The organism is Glycomyces albidus, assembly GCF_009451885.1.
GTDB classification, from domain to species: domain Bacteria; phylum Actinomycetota; class Actinomycetes; order Mycobacteriales; family Micromonosporaceae; genus Glycomyces; species Glycomyces albidus.
The window spans coordinates 34,694-52,731 of sequence record NZ_WIAO01000033.1; the positions used below are offsets into that span (position 1 = coordinate 34,694).

Sequence of the window (18,038 nt, forward strand, 5' to 3'; positions counted from 1 at the left end):
TCAGCGGCCTTTCGCGGGTGGGTTGAATCGGGAGCGCCGCTCCAGCCGCCAGCGCAGCGGGAGGCGGTGGTCAAGCTGGACGACGCGTTCGACGTCGAAGTCGATGAGGCGGTGGGCGCCGGGGTGCGCGGCGGCGCGGTCGGGGTCCCAGTCGACGGCGGCGGTGCCGCTGACGTGCAGGGTGTGCCCGGTGTCCCAGTCGATGAACAGCAGGCCCGCGCGGGGGTCGAGTTCGAGGTTCCCGAACGTCATGTACATCGAGTTGCCGGTGTAGTCCGGCCAGGTGATCCGGTGCGCATCCGCTTCGACGAAGCCGGGGCTGCCTCCGCGGTGGGAGGCGTCGGCGCCGAGACCGGGGGCGACGGTGCCGATGAAGAACGTGTCCGCCCCGCTGACCCAGTCCACTTGGGACGGGGTGAGGGACGTGCCCTCGGTCCGGTGCAGAGGAGTCGGCGGCGCCGGCTCGGCGTGGCGGGTCTGGATGTACTTGGGGCAGTTGGCGTAGACCTGCGCGGCGTCGACGCGGAGGCCGCCCGCCTCGGCTCGGGCGCGGCCGTTGATGCGCATGCGCCGCCGGGTCGCCGGCTCGAGTGCGATCATGCCGATCTCCGCGGCGGCGTCGAAGGCGCCGGCGAGCGGATCGCCTTCGGGGAGTTCGGCGCCGATGCGGACGGTCGACGCGCCGACCGCCTGGAGGAATCCCGGCGGCCCGGCGAGTGCGCTGGTCCACATCGCTCCGTCCCGTTCGGCGGCGACGACGACCATCCGCTGCGCGGACAGGAACTCCTCTGCCACGGCGGGGATCTCGTCGCCGACGGCGGCGCTGCCGTGGGCGGCGGCATGGATGCCGGCGCGTCGCTGCACGCTCGTCTCGCCCGGATGGAACATGGTCGGTCCTTCCGTGGGCCCGGGGCGCTCGGCCCCGGGCCCGGTCGATCGGTCTCTAGAAGAATCCACAGGTGGGGGCGTTCGCGACGGGGGCCGGAGCCCCTTCGGCGCCGGTCGTCGCGTAGATCTCGAGGCGCACGCCGTCGGGGTCGCTGAAGAAGACGCCGCCGGACGGCGCCCCTTCGCCGTGGGCGACGACCCCGTCGTACGCGAACTCGACGCCGAGCCCCTTCAGGGTCAGCTCGGCCTCGCGCACCGCGTCGATGTCGGGAACCTCGAACGACAGGTGGTGGAGACCGGGGAGACCGGTCGCGAAGGCGCCCTCGCTCTGCTGCCACAGCGCGATGCGCAGCACGCCTTCGGTTCCCAGCAGGGCCCACGCGCGCTCGTCGTCCGACCGCGCGAGGACGTCGAAGTCGAACAGCGCCTTGTAGAAGTCGATCGACCGCTGCAGGTCCGTGACGTTCAGTGCCACGTGGCCGGTCTTGAGAGCCGGTTTGCTCACGTCGTCCTCCAGATAGGGCACGGGCTCGCCACCCACCTCAGGTGACTAATGGTTGTAAGCTCGCGTGCCGTTAGACATGACGCTATCCGGCAATCTAATGAAAGACAATCCACTAATCATTAGTGAGCCGTGGATCACATACAAGGGAACCGTCGGCGCACCTGAACTTGCCTAATGCAAGCCGTGCTGCTTCTCATTAGCGGCGCGCTAGGATGGGGGTCGCCCATCCGCTACGAGGAGCCCGCATGGCCGACGACGTACCCGACCTCTACCCCTCCGAGCCGCGCGCCGTCCGCCTGATGAACACCGTCTGGGCAGACAAAGACGGCGTGCACGACGCGCTCGCCACCACCGCGCAACTGGAGCGGTGGACGGCGCAGTGCGGCCTGCCGGACACCGGTCGGGCCGGCGCGGCGGACCTCGACCGCGCGCGAACCCTCCGCGGCGCCCTCCGGCGCCTCGCGGCCGCGGCCGTCGCCGACGACCGCCGCAGCGCCGTCGACACCGCCCTGAGCGTCGAGACGGCACTCGCGGATCTCAACGCGCTCATGGCGACCTGCACGCCCGAACTCCTGCACGGGGACGAGGGCTTCCGGCACCACTGGCGCTCCACCGCGCAGGGGTTCGAACGGACGCTGGTCGACCTCGCCTTCGAGGGCGCCGACCTGCTCACCGGGACATCCGAACTCCCGCTCCGCGCCTGCTACGGCCCCGGCTGCGTCCTCTACTTCGTCCGCAACCACCCCAGGCGGGAATGGTGCTCGTCCGGCTGCGGCAACCGCGCCAGGGTCGCCCGCCACTACCAGCGCCACAAGCAGTCCGACCGAGCTTGAGGCCGAGAGCGCGGGATCCCGTCGCCACAGCCGGCGGGCTCGTGCCGAGTCCGGGTGCTTGACATCCTCTCCTCCCTGAAGAGAGGAGATTCCCGGCTTGCGGTCCGCGTGTGCGGTCCGACTACGGGTGGGTTCCTGTTTCAGCGGGCCGCGCCGGGTCTCCCCGGTCTTACCAGCCCTCCACAGGCGTTTGAGGTCTCCGCGTGTCCCTCGGCGACCATCCGCTTGCCTTCGCGGCGGATGTTGATTTCGGCGTTGGCATCCCGGTCGTGGACCGCGCCGCACCCGCACGCCCACGCTCGGACCTTCAGGCCCTCGGGGCCCTTCGGTCCGGTGAGGACACCGCAGGCCGAGCACAGGCGCGTGGACGGGAAGTACCGGTCCACTGCCGCGAAGGTCCTGCCCGCGCGCTCACCGACCGGCACCTGACCCGGATGGAGGCGATCATGCGGGACGTGTGCGCGGATTTCGAAGTCGAGCTCAAGGAGTGCAACGGCGAGGGCGACCACGTGCACCTGGTGGTGAACTTCCCGCCCAAGGTCGCCGTCTCGAGTCAGGAGTTCCCTGAGCTGGAGCGACACTACTGGAGGGCGAAGCGGCTGTGGTCGGGCTCGTACTTCGCCGCCAGCGTCGGGGGCACGCCCCTGGACGTGGTCCGCCGGTACATCGAAGGGCAGCAGCGCCCGAGCTAGGCTCCCAGTCCCGCTGACGCGGGACCGCGAGCAGGCAATCGTCCCGGATTCACCACCGGCCTAAAGGCCGGAGCACTCCCCGGGAAACCGGTAGCATCGTGCCGTGCCCCGACTGATCCTGCTCAACGGCGCCCCGGCGGTCGGCAAGTCGACGCTCGCATGCCGCTACGCCGAGGACCATCCGCTGGCGCTCGTGCTCGATCTCGACCGGTTGCGGCGCATGCTCGGACGCTGGCGCGACGACCCGTCCGCAGCCGGGATCCGCATCCGATCGATCGCGCTCGCCGCCGCACGGGAGCACCTGGCGGCCGGATACGACGTGGTGGTGCCCCAGCTCGTGGGCCGGGTCGAGTTCATCGAACGGCTCGCCTCCGCCGCAGCGGAGTCCGGGGCGCGATTCGACGAGGTGTTCCTGCTGGACGGCGTGGAGAGCATCGTGCACCGCTTCGCCGAACGCACCCGCGCCGCCGCCGATCCGGCCGACGCGGAGGCGCATGAACTGCTCGCCGGCGGCGATGATGCGCTGCGGGACTGGCACTCCCTGATCGACCGGCTGGCCGCCGAACGGCCGCATGCGATCGCGATCGACAGCGTCCCCGGGGACATCGAGGCGACCTACCGGACGCTGCGCGCAGCCCTCGGACCCGACGCGGACTGACCCGGGCTCGGCAGCGCAGACCAGACGAGCCGGATGACCGGACGACGGCGGCGAAGAAGACGCGGTCGTCCCGCAACGCGGACTCAGCCAGTGAGCGGGGTTGCAAGTCGGTTCTGATGCCGTGACCACCTCGCCACTGCATGATCATCACGCAGGTGGGCCCAGTGCTGAGACAACCCTCCAGTTACGCTGGTGGGGCAGTCCACAGTGCCCAAGACCGGGGGAGACTTGAACCGACCACTACTGTTCCTCGACGTGGACGGGCCGCTCAGCCCTTACGCGGCCGCGCCGGAGAGGCGTCCCGACGGCTACACCACAATCAGCGTTCCCCGGAACGATGCCCATCAACACGACAGAGGTGTCTCCTCTCGACGACCTTCGCAGGTTCGGCTCAACCCAGAGCACGGAGGGCTCCTGCTCCAGCTCGGCTTCGAGTTGTGCTGGGCCACCACATGGATGGGCGACGCCAACCGGTGGATCGCACCGGTCCTGGGCCTACCAGAACTTCCCTTCGTAGACTTCGGCGACGTCCTGCTCCGAGAACGCCCTGATGGGGTCCACTGGAAGACCGGGCCGCTGGTGGACTACGCAGACGGCCGTCCTTTCGCCTGGGTGGACGACGAGCAGAGCGAGCTGGATCAGACCTACGTGACCGCCCACCACCAGGGTGCCGGGCTCTTGCACCACGTCAATCCGCGGATCGGCCTACGGGAGAACGACTTCCACGCGCTCGCCGACTTCGCCCGGTCCCTGAACACCTCACGAACCATTGCCTGAGCACCTCGCCAAGCCTTCCGGCTGCTCCGCACTCGCAGCCAAAATCTTACGGGCATTCCTCAGCAATAGAAAACATCGGGTTCGATATATATATCTTGTTATGCACTGCGGGAAGCGAGCGGTGCGGCGGCGTTCGCGGCTCGCCCTGGAGGCGTGCCGGTGCCTTCGAAGTGTCAGCGCAGCACCGGGCGCCAGGGCCGGTCGACCAGTTCAGCGACTGGGGTCTCAGGCGGCCTCGAGTTCGAGGATGGCCTCGATGACCTGGGCGACGCCGTCGTCTGCGGCGGGGCCGGTGCGGTCGTCGGCCGCTGCGACCGCGTCGGGGTGGGCGCCGCCCATGGCGTAGGAGCGGCCGGCCCAGGCGAGCATCGAGACGTCGTTCGGCATGTCCCCGAAGGCGATCACATCGGCGGCGTCGACGCCGCGGTCGGCGCACCAGGACGCCAGCGCGAGGCCCTTGGTGGCTTCGGCCGCAGTGCATTCGATCTCGGGGAAGCTCCCCCAGTGCCAGAGGCCGACACCCGGAAGCTCGATGCCCCGGGTGGCCTCGTACATGTCCGTGCCGTTCGAGCCGGGGACGCGGACGATGAGTTCGGCGACGGCGTCGGCCGCCGCGATCAGGTCGTCGCCGGGTTCGAGGAAGGTCCAGGGGTCGCCGTAGTGGACGCCTTGCTGGAAGAACGTCGACTGGGCGACCTGGCGTTCGCCGGTCTCGACGGCGAAGAGCGCGCCGGGGAGGGCGGCGCGGAGGCGCTCGTGGAGTTCCCGGGCGGTGTCGAGCGGGATGGGGTGGCGGAAGTCGGCGGTCCGGGTCGCGGTGTCGTAGACGATCGCGCCGGTGCAGCAGATGGCGGCGTCGAGGACCGGGGAGAGTTCGGGGACGCGGTAGACGGCCCGCGGTGCGCGGGCGGTGACGGCGACGGTGAGGACGCCGTGTTCGCGGGCGGTCTGGAGGGCCTTCTGGTTGCGGGGTGAGAGTCGGCCGTCGCGGCCGAGGAGGGTTCCGTCGAGGTCGGTGGCGATCACCTTGGGGAGAGGCACGGTTCGAGTATCGGGGGCGGGAGCCGGGCGGGCAAGCCGGTAAGCGGCGCGTCACATGGCACTGGCCGGGTGAGTCGGGAGTGTTGCGGCGGGTCTTCGCGAATCGGTCATTCGTCGGCGCCCCTGGTTTCAAGGGTGCCCCGGGGGTCCGACAGTCCTCCGCGAGCACGGCCCGAGGCGTCGTCCTCCGCAGTGGGCGGTCCCGGCGGGCCGTTGCCCGCCGGGACCGGTGGTCGTCAGCCGGTGTAGGGGGCGGCCGCGGCTTGGGCCGCGGTCATGAGGGCGCCCCGGTTCTCGGGCCAGAGGGTGTCTTCGACGCAGGAGTAGGCGGGGAAGAACCCGCCGCAGTCGCCGAAGTCGGGGCCGACTTCGAAGGTGAAGGAGGCGACGCCGAGTTCGCCGTAGGCCATGTCGTCGGTCGTGCCGCTGGTGCTGTATCCGACGGTGTCGTCGTTGGTGCCGACGAAGTAGCCGTTGGAGGCGGACATCGCCTTGCCGAGGGCGCGGAGCTGCGCGTCGTTCGGTGCGGCCGTGTCGGTGTAGCCCCACGGGATGATGATGTACTCGCCGTACGAGTGGAGGGTGATGAACACGTCGCGGGCGTCGTCGGGAGCCGGGTCGCTCTCGGCCTCGCCGCGCTGGTCGGGGTGGAGGGAGCGGAGCCAGTCCTCGACGGCCCGGGTCTCGGGCTCGGATCCGGCCGCGGAGCCCTGGTAGGTCTCCGCGCACGGGTTGGTCGAGTCGGCGCCCCACTCGAAGGTGGAGTTGCGGTTGAGGTCGACGCCGAAGCGGCTGCCGCAGTTCCCGGCGGAGTCGTTGGCGTTCTTGCGCTGGAGGATCGGGTCGTCGCCGCCGGAGGCGACGATGTCGACGCCGTCGGGGTTGACGACGGGCACGACCCACACTTCGGTGGTGTCGAGGAGGTCGGTGACCTCGGTGTCGGTGCCGTAGCCGGCGACCAGGTCGTCGATCCAGCGGAGGGCGATCTCGCCGGTGGCGATCTCGCGGGCGTGCATCTGGGCGATGAGCGTGAAGCGGGGCTTGGCCGAGTCGGGGTCCTGCTCGCAGTCGCCCGCGGCGATGGCGGTGACGCAGACGGCGTAGATGTCGTGGCCGCCTTCGTTCTGGGTCTTGAGCCAGGAGTCGCCGATGTCGTAGAGGCGGGTCAGGGCTGGGTTGGCGTCGGCGACGCCGTGGAGGTGGGCCTCGATCGCGTCGACGGTGCGGTAGCCGCCGTAGTAGGTGCCCTCCTGCTGGGCGGTGACTTCGAGATCCTTGTAGACGGTGTCGTGGAACTCCGGGGTGTGGCCGAGCGCGCGGAGGTCGTCGGCGACGGCCTGGTCGCCGATGATGTGGACGTCGCCGCCGTGCTCGTGGGCGACGTCGAAGCCGAGCTGCTCGAGCTCGGCGACGTCGCTGGCGGTGAGCCCGCCGACGGTCCAGGTGACGGGTTCGGTGGGAGAGGACGGTCCGGCCGGGTCGGCCTGTGCGCTGAGTGCGGCGGCGCCGGTGGCCGCCGCGGCGACTCCGAGGGCGACGCCCGCGGCCGCGAGCCTTCGCTTGATCTGCATGTGTCCGTTCCTTTCTCGGCCCGCCGACGGTGACGACGGACTGAAGGGGCGGTCAAAGGGATCCTAATCATACATTTGACCGACAAGTCCCGATACTTCCGTCATATCCGGACACAATGGATGCAACTTTGCGGTAGCGGTCGAGCGATCGCCGAGCGCGGAGCGCGCCTCGGATCGGCCCAGGAGTCGATCCCGCGCATCAGGGCGAAGGGGTCTCCGGCCCGTTCACAGGACGGGCGCTAGGCCGCCGCGGCGGTGTCGCCCGCGAGGAGGGCCTCGATGACCTGGGCGACGCCGTCCTCGGCATTGGTCGCGGTGCGGTCGGTGGCGGCCTCGGCGGCTTCGGGGTGGGCGTCGCCCATCGCGTACGAGCGGCCGGCCCACGCGAGCATCGGGACGTCGTTCGGCATGTCGCCGAAGGCGATCACGCCGTCGGGCCCGACCCGGCGGTCCTTGCACCAGGCGGCGAGGCCGAACGCCTTGTCGGCGCCGCGGGCGTTGAAGTCGAGCATCCCGAAGTCGCCCCAGTGGCACATCGAGAGGCCGCCGAGGTCGGCGCCCTCCACGGCGGCGGCCATCTCCTCGCCGGTGCGCCCGGCGCAGTAGACCTTGATCTTCACAGCGCGCTTGGCGCGCTTGAAGACCGCGTCGACACCGGGGACGAACTCCCAGTTCGAGGAGCCGACGAGCGGGCGGTACGCCTCCTCGCCGATGATGCCGGTGCCGGTCTCGACCGCGAACACGGCGTCGGGGAGGCGGTCGGCGATGGCGGCGGCCACGCGGCGGCCGGGGCCGACCCGGATCGAGCGGAGGATGCGGATCCGGCCGGTCTCCGGGACGTAGTCGATCGCGCCGTTCGCGCAGATCGCACCGTCGAGCAGCGGGAGGAGGTCGGGGAGCATGTCGACGCCGTACGGGGTGCGGGCGGTGACGGCGACGACCGAGATCCCCTCGGCGCGGGCGGACGCGAGGGCCTCGCGGGTCCGGTCGGAGAGGGAGCCGTCCGGGGCGAGCAGGGTGCCGTCCAGATCGGAGGCGATCACAAGGGGTTTGAGCACCGCTCTAGTATCGCCCGGCCCCGCAAGGGCGGCAACCGCCGCGACGGCTAGGCGACACCGCCCGTTCAGTCCGAGTCAAACCGGTTCGGCCCCAATAGGTCTCACGACGGCGTCGATACGCGGACCCGTTGTTGACCTTCGAGTCAAGAATGGTGTAGGCTTCCGGACATGGGCAGGCCGAAGGAATTCGAACCGGACGTGGTCGTCGCGAAGGCGATGGACGCGTTCTGGACCGGCGGGTACGCGGGCACCTCCCCCGCCGACCTGGCCGAGGCCACCGGCGTCGGCAAGGGCAGCCTGTACCACGCGTTCGGCTCCAAGCGGGAGCTGTTCGACAAGGCCCTCGACCTGTACGGCCGGGCCGGCTCGGAGATCACCGAGGCGTACCTGAACGAACCGGGGACCGCCAAGGAGCGCATCCGCGCCTACCTGGCGTTCCTCGTCGACACCGACCTCGACGGCCCCGTGCGGCGCGGCTGCCTGGCCGCCAACACCGCGCTCGAACTCGGCGGCCGCGACCCCGAGGCCACCGAGTCCGTGCGCCGAATGACCGACCGGACCATCGAACTCCTCGCCGAGCGGCTGCGCCGCGGCCAGCGCGACGGCGACGTCGCCCCGGACGTGGACGCCGACGCGCAGGCGCACCTGCTCATGAACACGATCGTGGGACTGCGCGTCATGGCGCGGACCCACGACGGCCCCGTCCTGCACCAGATCATCGAGACCGCCCTGAGCGGCTTCTGAGTCCTCGCGCCCTCACCTGAGGGCGTTTTTCTCACCGTGATTTTTGACTTCTAGTTCAAAAATCGTGACCACCTAAGGAAAGGCACCACCATGGAACTGGGAATCAACGGCAAGACCGCGCTCGTCACCGGCGCGGGCCGGGGCATCGGCCTGGCGATCGCCGAGGCCCTGGCGGCCGAGGGCGTCCGCGTCGTCGGCGCCTCCCGGACCGTCACGCCCGAACTCGAGAAGGTCGCCGCGGCCGCCGTCGCCGCCGACCTGTCCACCCGCGAAGGCGCGGAGGCGATCGTCGGCGAGGCCGCCAAGGCGGTCGGCGGGATCGACTTCCTGGTCAACAATGTCGGCGGCGGCGACGCCGACCGCATGGTCATCGGCGGGTTCCTCGACGTCCCCGCGGAGCAGTGGGGCGAGGTCTTCGACCTCAACCTGTTCAGCGCGGTCTGGACGACGCGGGCGGCGCTGCCGGGGATCGTGGAGCGCCGCGGCGCGATCGTGAACGTCTCGTCGGTGAACGGGCGCGTCCCCTCGGGCGCGCCCGTCGGGTACGCCGAGGCGAAGGCGGCTCTCACGATGTTCTCCAAGCGGCTCAGCGAGGAGGTCGCGCCGCTCGGGGTGCGGGTGAACACGGTCTCGCCGGGGGTCATCGGCTCGCCGCTGTGGCGCGACCGGGAGCGGTTCGGCGGCAAGGTCGCCGAGGCGTTCGGCGTCGGGCACGAGGAGCTGCTCGCGAACATCCCCGGCCAGTTCGGGATCGCCTCGGGCCGGATCGGCGAGCCCGAGGAGGTCGCCGACCTGGTGGCGTTCCTGCTCTCGGAGCGGGCGGCGAACATCCACGGCGCCGACCACGTGATCGACGGCGGCACCCTCAAGGCCGCGTAGCGGATCGGCGGGCGGAGGGGCCCGGGCGGAGGTCGGACGCGGCCTCCGCCCGGGGCCCCTGCGCCGGCTTCCGGGAGGGGTCCCCGGGCGGGTGTGCGAAAAAGGGACCGTCGGACCGGTGTGTCACGGTTGCATCACGGGTGCAACCGGTTCACTCAGGTACTCGTCAGAGTTCAGGTGCAGCTCCCGGTTCGCACCATCGTCCTACCTTGGACGAACAACACCCGTCGAAGGAGCCCGTCATGACCTACAACCCGCCCCCGCATTACAGCTTCGGGGATTCGGGCGAGCCCCAGCAGCCCCAGAGCGCGCCTCCGTCGTACGGGCCGCCCCCGCAGAGCGCCCCGCCCTCCTACGCTCCGCAGCAGCCCCAGAGCGCCCCGCCCGCGTACTCGCCGGTGCCGCCCAGCGCCCCCGCGTTCGCGCCGACGCAGCAGGTCCCGGCGCAGCCGGGCGCGCCGATGATGACGCAGCCGCTGCTCCAGCCCGGGCCGCCGGCGCAGCGGCGCTCGCCGCTCGTCCCGGTCCTGGCCATCGTCGCGGTGATCGCGTTCGCGGGCGCGGCCCTGTCGCTGGCGCTGTGGCTGCGCGCGAGCGGCGACCTCGACGACGCCGACGCGCAGCTCGATGACCGGGACGCGGAGATCGCGCAGCTCCAGGAGGACCTGGACGCCGCCGAGACGCAGGTCAGCGAGCTCGAAGTGCAGGCCGCGGACGCGGAGTCCATGCGCGCATGCCTGGACGACCTCGCGTGGTTCTACAACACCGAGGAGGGCTCCGAAGAGGAGACCCAGGCGCAGCTCGCCCTGCAGGAGTCCTGCGCGACCTGGCTCTGGTAGTCCCCCGCGTCCCGGCGGTCCGGCTCAGCGCTCGCCGCGGTGGCGGGCGAACGCCGCCGGGATGCGCAGTTCATGGCCTCGGAAGAAGTCCATGCCGTCGGCGTCCTCGCGGGAGATCCAGCGGGCTTCGGAGGCCTCGAGTTCGGCGAGCCGCAGCGGCTGCGCGGGGTCGAGGGCCCTGGCGGTGTAGCTCATGATCATCGGCATGCGGTCGTCGCCGAGTTTCGTGTCCCGCTTGTCGAACGCCCAGGACAGGCCCGTGAGCTCCACGTCGAGGCCGGTCTCCTCGAAGGCTTCGCGGACGGCGGCGAGACCGACCGGTTCGCCGACTTCGGCGGCGCCTCCGGGGACGGCCCACTGGCCGGTGTCGGTGCGGCGGATGACGAGGAGGCGCCCGGCCTCGTCGAAGACCGCGGCGTCGGCGCCGGTGGAGACGCAGTCGGCGGTGAGGTCGCCGCAGTCGATGCGCGGGTATTCCAGTTCGGTCTCCACGGCGGCTTCGCACAGGGCGGCGACGCGCTGCTGGCGTTCGCGCTCATAGAAGTCCGTCGTCTCGGCGAGGGACTCCTTGGCGAGTGCGGCGACCGCGTCGAGGAGCTGCTTGACGACCGGGGACACCGGGAGCGGCCCGCGGTCGGGCACGATTGCGGTGGCCGAGGGGTTCAGGCTCGGGACCTCGCCTTCCAGGTCGGGCTCGGTGGGTTCGAGGAGGGCCGCGGCGGCGGGCGCGTCGAGGTGGGTCTCGAACTCGAAGACGAGCAGGAACGTGTGCGGGCACGGCAGGCCGGCGAGGTCGGTGTCGGCGATGGCGACCGGCTCGGGCGGGACGCGGGTGCGCAGGGCCGCGGCGACGGTCTCGAGGCGCTGGCCGAGGGTGCCGGAGGTGCGGCTGAGGCGGCGGCGCCGCACCAGGCGGGTGCCGTCGGCGCAGTCGATGCGCAGCTCGGTGCCGGGCATGGGGGTCCGCAGCCCGGTGTCGGCCTCGTACGCGGCGAGGATCGCCTCGTAGGGGCGGTGGTCGACCTGGGCGAGGAGTCCGGCGGCGAGTTCGCGCAGGCGGCGCAGGCGGGCCTCCTCGGCGGGTCCGGCGCCCCAGAAGAGGCCGTTGGCGGCCTCGGCGCGGAGGATCCCCGAGAGGCGGGCGAGGCCGCCGGCGGCCCGCCCGTTCGCGTCGGCGGTGTCGATTGCCATGGCGCTCCTTCGGATCGGTACGCGGCTCGGTCGGAAACGGCTGGTTCGGAAGCGGTTCGGCCCGAACGCGGCCGGGGTCTGCGGCCGTTCGGTCGGAAGCGGCTGTCGGAAGCGGCGGGAAAACGGCGCGGTCAGATAGTACGCTGCCCGACCGCGGCGCGGGCGACGCTCAGCGCGTCCTGTGTCGAGGCGATGAGCGCCGGGTCGCCGATGCGTTCGCGGATCTCCAGGACCTCGGTGAGGACGTCGACGGCGAGGTGCGGCCGGCGGGCGTCGATGAGGTGCTTGCCGTAGTGCTGGAGGGTGTAGTGGACGTAGTCGGGGCAGCGGGTGCGGGCGAGTTCGATCGCGCGCCGGTAGTGCGCTTCGGCGGCGTCGAGCCGCCCGGGGTAGCGGTGGGCGTCGCCGAGGTTGACGAGGGCCGCCACCTGCTGCTGCGGGGTCTCGGCGCGGTCGACGGCGGCGGCGAGGACCTTCTGGGCGGCGGCGAAGTCGCCGAGGGCGATGAGTCCGACGCCCGCTTGGCGCAGTTCAGGCTGCGGGAGGCGGGGTTCGCGGGCGAGTTCGAAGTGGACGAGGCGGCGGAGCCTGTCCGGCTCGGTCGCGTACATGCGCCCGTCCTTGCCGGTCGCGATGAGTTCGGCGATCTGGTGGCGCTCTGCGGACAATGCGCGTCCCCCTTTCCGGGCCGTGGAGCCGCGGCGAGGCGGCCTGAGGCGAGGATAGAGCCGGAACGGCCCCGTCGCCAGGGCCGATCGGAGGCGTTGCGGTTCAGCGCTTGTGGAGGACGAGCCCCTGGTACTGGTCGATGCCGCCGTCGATGGGGACATGGGCGGTCTCGCCGAGCCGGAAGTACTCCTCGGCGGCGGCCTCGATGCGGGCGCTGGTGAAGAACGAGAAGTACCGCTTGGGCTCGTACCGGTCGGTGTCCCAGACGCCTTCGGAGTCCCGTCCGCCGTACTGTCCCCAGTAGAACAGACCGCCGGGGGCGAGGACGCGGTCGATGCCGGCCAGGACCCCGGGGAGTTCGGCTTTCGGAACGTGCAGCAGGCAGTTCATGCCGAACACGGCGTCGAAGGCGCCGTCGGGGAAGTCGAGTCGGGAGAAGTCCATGACACGGGCGTCGAGACCCTTGGCGCGGCAGCGTTCGACCAGCTCCGGGGAGAGGTCGGTGCAGGTGACCGCCAGGCCGCGGTCGGCGAAGAAGCGCCCGCTGACGCCGTGTCCGGCGCCGATCTCGAGGAGGGTCCGCGCGCCCGCCTCCCGCAGGTGGGCGTGGAAGCGGGTCCGCTCGTCCTGCTTCCACACCGCGTCCTCCATCGCCTCGCGCGCGTCGGCGTCGGCGTCGTAGGCCGCGCGGAGGTCGGCCTTGACCTTCTCGTATCCCATGGGGCGATGGTGCCCGAGGGGTGCGACATGGCTCGGAGGGGCGGGGCCGGCCCTCAGCGCAGGCCCGCGTCGGCGAGCATCCGCTTGCGGGTCTTGGCGGGGAGGCGGTCGACGTAGACGGTGCCGTCGAGGTGGTCGCACTCGTGCTGCAGGCAGCGCGCGAGGGTCCCGGTGCCCTCGATGCGGATCGGGTTCCCGGCCGGGTCGAAGCCCTCGACGGCCGCCGTCGCCGAGCGCGGGGTCTCGGTGAACGCGCCGGGGACCGACAGGCAGCCCTCGTCGTCGACCGCGAGTTCGCGCGGCGGCGGGGGCAGGATGAGCACGGGGTTGACGACCGCGGCGACGGTGCGCTCGCCGTCGGCGTCCTCGCAGTCGAGCACGAACACGCGGGCGTCGACGCCGATCTGGTTGGCGGCCAAGCCGACCCCGTTCGCGGCGTACATGCTCGCGAACATGTCCTCGACGAGACCGGCGAGCGCGTCGTCGTACCGCTCGACGGGCGCGCACGCGCGGTGCAGCACGGGCTCGCCGTAGCGGACGACGGGACGGGCCGTGCCCCGGTCCCCTGGGTTCGGTCCGGTGCCCGCTTCGGTGTGGTCGGTCGCCAACGGGTCTCCTCGATTCCTGGCGGCTCGGGATGATGCCGCTTATTGCAAGTCTATGGCAATAGTTTCCGGACCGGTGTCTGATCCCTCCCGTTCGATAGCGGTTCGTCTCCGGTCCGTTACGCGGGATCGGGATCATTGGAGGCGGCGGCGGATCCCTGGCCGCCACCCCTCCTCACCCCTTTGCGAGGCAGCACATGCGCACCTTCAGGATATCCATTGTGGCCGCTGCGGCGGCGCTGCTCCTCGTCGGCTGCGGGAGCGCCGACTCCTCCGGCGGCTCCGCCGAGCCCGAGGCGGCCGACGCGGTCGAGGACGGCGCTGTCGAGGAAGGCGCGGTCGACGGCGCCTCCGGTGCGGCCGATCCTCAGGTCGACGCCGGGAACCGCGACGTGATCTACGAGTCGACGCTCGAAGTGGCCGATCCCGATCCGGACCGGGTCGCCGAGGAGGCGTGGGACCTCGCCGAGTCGCTCGGCGGGTACGTCAGCGCCGACGAGCGGGACCTCTCGACCGCGGGCGACGCGGTTCATGGCAGCGCGCACCTGTCCATGCGGATCCCCTCCGAGCACTTCCAGGAGGCGATGGACGGCCTCACCGCGCTCGCCGAGTCCGAGGTCCGCCGCTCGGTGACCACCGAGGACGTCACCGAGGCCGTGGTCGACCTCGAGTCCTACATCGCGACCAAGAGCGCCAGCGTGGCCCGCGTGCGCGAGCTGCTCGCCGAGGCGACGTCGGTGACCGCGATCCTGGAGCTGGAGACCGAGCTCGCCGAACGCGAGGGCGAGCTCGCCTCGCTCCAGCAGCAGTTGGCGGACCTGGAGGACCGGATCGCCCTGTCCACCATCGACTTCACCGTCACCGCACCGTACGTGCCGGTCGCGGAGGAGTCGGGCTACACCGGGCCCGACAGCTTCTGGGACGGCCTCGTGACCGGCTTCAAGGGCGCGGTGGCCGTCGTCGTCGCGCTCTCGGTGGTCCTCGGCGTGCTCCTGCCGTTCCTGCCGCTCGCGGCCCTGGCCGCCGCCGCGGTCGTCGTCCCGCTCCGGTGGCGGGCCAGGCGCCGCCGGTCCGCGGCGCCCGTGTCGCCGCAGCCGCATCCGGCGGGCGCGCCGCAGCCGCGGCCGCAGGCGCAGCCGCAGGCGCAGCCGCACGAGCACGTCTGAGGCCGCGGGCCGGCTCGTCCACTAGGGACGAACCGGCTGCAGGTCCATCGCGTTCGCCCGGACGACCTCGAGGGCTCGGGTCACGGCCCCGAGGCTGACGACCCCGCCCCCGAGGGTCGAGGCCACGAGTTCGGGCGCGGGCGGGTGGGTCAGCTCGTCGAGGCGCTGCGCCGCGCGCTTGAGGACCACGTCGAGCGACGCGGCCACCGCCCCGGCGAGCACGATCCGCTCCACGTCGAGCAGGCCGCCGAGGACCGCGCAGATCCGCGCCAGGCGCTCGGCCATGCGCTCGGCCAGCGCGAGCGCGGCCCCGTCACCGGCCTCGGCGGCGCGGAGGACGAGTTCGGCGCCGAGCCGGTCGGCGGGGGCGGTCATGAGCGGGCTGCCGGGGTCGGCGGCGCCTTCGGCCCGGACCTCGAGTGCCCAGCGGCGCAGCAGGTTCCCGATGCCGTGGGTGGAGCCGACGCCTTCGACGAGGGCGAGCAGGCGCAGCTCGCCGGCGGCGCCGCGTCGCCCGCGCACGAGGTGGCCGTCGACGACGTAGCCGGCGCCGAACCGCTCGCCGGAGACGAGTGCGATGTAGGAGGAGGCGCCGGCGCCCGCGCCGAGGGCGCCTTCGGCGAGCGCGGCGAGGTTGGCGTCGTTCTCGACCTCGGTGAGCCAGCCGCGAGCGCGGAAGTGCGCGGCGTAGCCGGGGTTCATGCGCTCCCAGAAGCGCTGCTCCCCTTCGGGAGAGGAGCCGTCGAGGCCGGTGGGGGCGGGGACGCCGACGGCGGTGCAGAGGACCGCTTCGGGGCGGGCGCCGGCGCGGTCGAGGACGGCCGCGACGGTGGCGTCGGCGGCGGCGAGGCGCTCGGCGCCGTCGCGTCCGTCGGGGTCGATCTCGGTGTGGGCGCGGGCGAGTTCGCGGCCGCGGAGGTCCGCGGCGGTGGCGGTGATGCAGTGCTGGCCGGCGTCGACGCCGAGGACGACTCCGGCGTCGGCGCGCAGCTCGTAGCGGCGGGCGGGGCGGCCTTTGCGGTACTCGCCGCCGGCGGCGCGGGCGTTGGGGAGCTCGGCGAACCAGCCGCGCTCGACGAGCTCGTCGCAGAGCGCGATGACCGTCGAGCGGGTCAGTCCCGTGGCGGCAATCACATCGCTGGCGGTGAACGCCTCGGATTCCCAGGCCAGATCCAGGACGGCCGCCGTGTTCAGGCGCCGCTGGGGGTGGGCACCCCGGTCGTCGGGTCCGTCGGGTTCCATGATCGCGCTTGACACCTCGCCTTCGCTGTCGCAGCATGACTGGAGTGATTTGATTTTGGTATTAGATTTAATCACAAGGAACCGTCACGCGCTCCGGCGCGGATCCACCACACCGAAAGGCACCCATGATGGCTGCTCCGAGCCCGGCCTCTCCCACCGCGGCCGACTGGTGGCGCCAGGCCACCGTCTACCAGATCTACCCGCGCAGCTTCGCTGACGCGAACGGCGACGGCATCGGCGACCTGCGCGGCATCACCTCGCGCGTCGACTACCTCGCGCGGCTCGGCGTCGACGCGGTGTGGCTGAGCCCGTTCTACCCGTCCGCGCTCGCCGACGGCGGCTACGACGTCGACGACTACCGGAACGTGGACCCGCGCCTGGGCACGCTCGATGACTTCGACACCATGATCGCCGCGCTCCACGCCGCCGGCATCAAGCTCATCGTGGACATCGTCCCGAACCACTCGTCCAACCGGCACGAGTGGTTCCAGGCCGCGCTCGCCTCCCCGAAGGGCTCCCCCGAGCGCGACCGGTACGTCTTCCGCGACGGCCGCGGCGCGAACGGCGAACTGCCGCCCGCCGACTGGGTCTCCATGTTCGGCGGCCCCGCGTGGACGGCCGTGGGCGACGGCCAGTGGTACCTGCACCTGTTCGCGCCCGAGCAGCCCGACTTCAACTGGCGCAACGAGGAAGTGCGGGAGGACTTCCTCAAGACGCTGCGGTTCTGGTCGGACCGGGGCGTCGACGGCTTCCGCGTCGACGTCGCGCACGCCCTCGCCAAGCACCTCCCCGCCGACCTGCCCTCGCAGGCCGAACTCGAGGCGATGGACAAGGCCACCGGCATGCACCTGCTGTGGGACCGCGACGAGGTCCACGACATCTACGCCTCCTGGCGGTCGGTGTTCAACGAGTACGACCCGCCGCGGATCGCCGTCGCCGAGGCGTGGGTCGACCCGCCCGCGCGCCGGGCCCGCTACGCCAGCTCGGAGGGGCTCGGCCAGGCGTTCAACTTCGACCTCCTCGAAGCCGACTTCGACCCGGCCGCCTTCCGGCGCATCATCACCGAGAACCTCGAGCAGGCCGTCGAGACCGGCTCCTCTACGACGTGGGTGTTCTCCAACCACGACGTGGTCCGCCACGCGACCCGGTACGGCCTGCCGCCCAACGGGGACGAGCCGCGCAAGTACAACCGGGCGTGGCTGCTCTCGCGCGGCACCGAGCCGGAGCTGGACACCGCGCAGGGGCTCCGCCGGGCGCGGGCCGCGACGCTGCTGATGCTGGCGCTGCCCGGGTCCGCGTACCTGTACCAGGGCGAGGAACTGGGCCTCGGCGAGGTCGCGACCATTCCCGACGAGGCGCGGCAGGACCCGACGTTCTTCCGCAGCCCCGGCGTGGACGTGGGCCGCGACGGGTGCCGCGTGCCGATCCCGTGGACGGTCGAGGGCCCGTCGTACGGGTTCGGGTCCGGGCCGGCGCACCTGCCGCAGCCGGACTGGTTCGGGAAGCTGTCGGTGGAGGCGCAGACCGGCGACGCGTCCTCGACGCTCTCGCTCTACCGGGACGCGCTGGCGCTGCGCCGCGAGCTCCAGACCGGCGAGACGCTCGAGTGGGTCCACAACGCTTCCAATGCGGTGCTGCACATCCGCCGCTCGAACGGCTGGGAGGCCGTGGCGAACTTCGGATCCGACCCGGTGCCGCTGCCGGAGGGCGAGGTGCTCCTGGCGAGCGGCCCGCTCGGCGAGGGCGAACTGCCCGGCGAGACGACCGTCTGGCTCCGCAGGCCGTAGCAGGCGGCGCCGTTCCCGCGGTCGCTCGGCCCGGCGGGAACGGCGTCACTGGAGCCTTCGGGGACCCGGCGCCTTCGGGACACGGCGGCGCGGCGGAGAGCATCCGCAGGGCGGCCGCCGACGACTGCCGGGAACGGCGTCGCCCGGACTTCCGGGAACCTGAAACGCGGCGG

Annotated in this window: 19 protein-coding genes and 1 pseudogene; 9 read left to right on the forward strand and 11 right to left on the reverse strand. The window is 71.9% G+C overall.

What is annotated here, in order from left to right; all coding sequences use genetic code 11:
* Both GFD30_RS21005 and GFD30_RS21010 read right to left on the reverse strand, forming a co-directional pair.
* Positions 1-888, reverse strand: a complete 888-nt coding sequence (locus tag GFD30_RS21005) for a pyridoxamine 5'-phosphate oxidase family protein (protein WP_153027130.1) — start codon at positions 886-888, stop codon at positions 1-3.
* A 55-nt stretch (positions 889-943) separates the two neighbouring features.
* The gene (locus tag GFD30_RS21010; protein WP_322633469.1) at positions 944-1,393 is read right to left on the reverse strand and encodes a VOC family protein; all 450 of its coding nucleotides are present in this window, start codon (positions 1,391-1,393) and stop codon (positions 944-946) included.
* A 245-nt stretch (positions 1,394-1,638) separates the two neighbouring features.
* Here GFD30_RS21010 and GFD30_RS21015 point away from each other — a divergent pair, with 245 nt between their 5' ends.
* A complete protein-coding gene (locus GFD30_RS21015) occupies positions 1,639-2,226 on the forward strand; it encodes a CGNR zinc finger domain-containing protein (RefSeq protein ID WP_194202047.1) in 588 nt (195 codons plus the stop codon).
* Positions 2,227-2,366: 140 nt separating this feature from the next.
* Here GFD30_RS21015 and GFD30_RS27230 read toward each other — a convergent pair whose 3' ends face one another.
* The gene (locus GFD30_RS27230) at positions 2,367-2,741 is read right to left on the reverse strand and encodes a zinc ribbon domain-containing protein (protein WP_322633470.1); all 375 of its coding nucleotides are present in this window, start codon (positions 2,739-2,741) and stop codon (positions 2,367-2,369) included.
* Between GFD30_RS27230 and tnpA the strand changes: the two are divergent.
* From tnpA to GFD30_RS21035, 3 genes and pseudogenes are all read left to right on the forward strand, one after another.
* Positions 2,643-2,918 (forward strand): annotated as a pseudogene (tnpA, locus tag GFD30_RS21025) (IS200/IS605 family transposase); the annotation flags it as partial. The gene GFD30_RS27230 and the pseudogene tnpA sit on opposite strands and share 99 nt — an antisense overlap.
* Positions 2,919-3,021: 103 nt before the next feature.
* Positions 3,022-3,576, forward strand: a complete 555-nt coding sequence (locus GFD30_RS21030) for an AAA family ATPase (protein ID WP_322633471.1) — start codon at positions 3,022-3,024, stop codon at positions 3,574-3,576.
* 228 nt (positions 3,577-3,804) lie between these two features.
* The gene (locus GFD30_RS21035; protein ID WP_153027151.1) at positions 3,805-4,353 is read left to right on the forward strand and encodes a hypothetical protein; all 549 of its coding nucleotides are present in this window, start codon (positions 3,805-3,807) and stop codon (positions 4,351-4,353) included.
* Between the two features lie 225 nt (positions 4,354-4,578).
* Here GFD30_RS21035 and GFD30_RS21040 read toward each other — a convergent pair whose 3' ends face one another.
* The 3 genes from GFD30_RS21040 to GFD30_RS21050 all read right to left on the reverse strand — a co-directional run bounded on the left by GFD30_RS21040 (position 4,579) and on the right by GFD30_RS21050 (position 8,023).
* On the reverse strand, positions 4,579-5,394 hold the full coding sequence (locus GFD30_RS21040) for an HAD family hydrolase (protein WP_153027133.1): 816 nt from the start codon (positions 5,392-5,394) through the stop codon (positions 4,579-4,581).
* A 236-nt stretch (positions 5,395-5,630) separates the two neighbouring features.
* Entirely contained in the window at positions 5,631-6,965 is a 1,335-nt protein-coding gene (locus GFD30_RS21045) for a M14 family zinc carboxypeptidase (RefSeq protein ID WP_153027134.1), read from the reverse strand.
* Positions 6,966-7,204: 239 nt separating this feature from the next.
* Positions 7,205-8,023, reverse strand: a complete 819-nt coding sequence (locus GFD30_RS21050) for an HAD hydrolase family protein (protein WP_194202048.1) — start codon at positions 8,021-8,023, stop codon at positions 7,205-7,207.
* Positions 8,024-8,191: 168 nt separating this feature from the next.
* Here GFD30_RS21050 and GFD30_RS21055 point away from each other — a divergent pair, with 168 nt between their 5' ends.
* The 3 genes from GFD30_RS21055 to GFD30_RS21065 all read left to right on the forward strand — a co-directional run bounded on the left by GFD30_RS21055 (position 8,192) and on the right by GFD30_RS21065 (position 10,485).
* The gene (locus GFD30_RS21055) at positions 8,192-8,767 is read left to right on the forward strand and encodes a TetR/AcrR family transcriptional regulator (RefSeq protein ID WP_153027136.1); all 576 of its coding nucleotides are present in this window, start codon (positions 8,192-8,194) and stop codon (positions 8,765-8,767) included.
* Between the two features lie 90 nt (positions 8,768-8,857).
* On the forward strand, positions 8,858-9,646 hold the full coding sequence (locus GFD30_RS21060; protein ID WP_153027137.1) for an SDR family oxidoreductase: 789 nt from the start codon (positions 8,858-8,860) through the stop codon (positions 9,644-9,646).
* 242 nt (positions 9,647-9,888) lie between these two features.
* Positions 9,889-10,485, forward strand: a complete 597-nt coding sequence (locus tag GFD30_RS21065) for a hypothetical protein (protein ID WP_153027138.1) — start codon at positions 9,889-9,891, stop codon at positions 10,483-10,485.
* 24 nt (positions 10,486-10,509) lie between these two features.
* Here GFD30_RS21065 and GFD30_RS26395 read toward each other — a convergent pair whose 3' ends face one another.
* The 4 genes from GFD30_RS26395 to def all read right to left on the reverse strand — a co-directional run bounded on the left by GFD30_RS26395 (position 10,510) and on the right by def (position 13,673).
* Entirely contained in the window at positions 10,510-11,676 is a 1,167-nt protein-coding gene (locus GFD30_RS26395; protein WP_227996779.1) for an NUDIX hydrolase, read from the reverse strand.
* A gap of 131 nt (positions 11,677-11,807) precedes the next feature.
* Positions 11,808-12,344, reverse strand: coding sequence for a tetratricopeptide repeat protein (locus GFD30_RS21075; protein WP_194202049.1), 537 nt, complete (start codon positions 12,342-12,344; stop codon positions 11,808-11,810).
* Between the two features lie 103 nt (positions 12,345-12,447).
* Positions 12,448-13,065 (reverse strand): class I SAM-dependent methyltransferase, encoded by a 618-nt coding sequence (locus GFD30_RS21080; protein WP_153027140.1) that lies wholly within the window; start codon positions 13,063-13,065, stop codon positions 12,448-12,450.
* A gap of 53 nt (positions 13,066-13,118) precedes the next feature.
* Positions 13,119-13,673 carry a peptide deformylase gene (gene def / locus GFD30_RS21085; protein WP_153027141.1) on the reverse strand — a complete coding sequence of 185 codons (555 nt, stop codon included), beginning with the start codon at positions 13,671-13,673 and terminating at the stop codon, positions 13,119-13,121.
* Between the two features lie 194 nt (positions 13,674-13,867).
* Here def and GFD30_RS21090 point away from each other — a divergent pair, with 194 nt between their 5' ends.
* Positions 13,868-14,836, forward strand: a complete 969-nt coding sequence (locus tag GFD30_RS21090; protein ID WP_153027142.1) for a DUF4349 domain-containing protein — start codon at positions 13,868-13,870, stop codon at positions 14,834-14,836.
* Positions 14,837-14,857: 21 nt separating this feature from the next.
* On the opposite strand, the gene GFD30_RS21095 is transcribed toward GFD30_RS21090, so the two are convergent.
* Complete coding sequence (locus GFD30_RS21095; protein ID WP_153026897.1) at positions 14,858-16,078, reverse strand: ROK family protein; 1,221 nt, start codon at positions 16,076-16,078, stop codon at positions 14,858-14,860.
* Between the two features lie 125 nt (positions 16,079-16,203).
* Between GFD30_RS21095 and GFD30_RS21100 the strand changes: the two genes are divergently transcribed.
* Positions 16,204-17,865, forward strand: coding sequence for a glycoside hydrolase family 13 protein (locus GFD30_RS21100; protein WP_153026896.1), 1,662 nt, complete (start codon positions 16,204-16,206; stop codon positions 17,863-17,865).
* Positions 17,866-18,038: the final 173 nt, after the last annotated feature.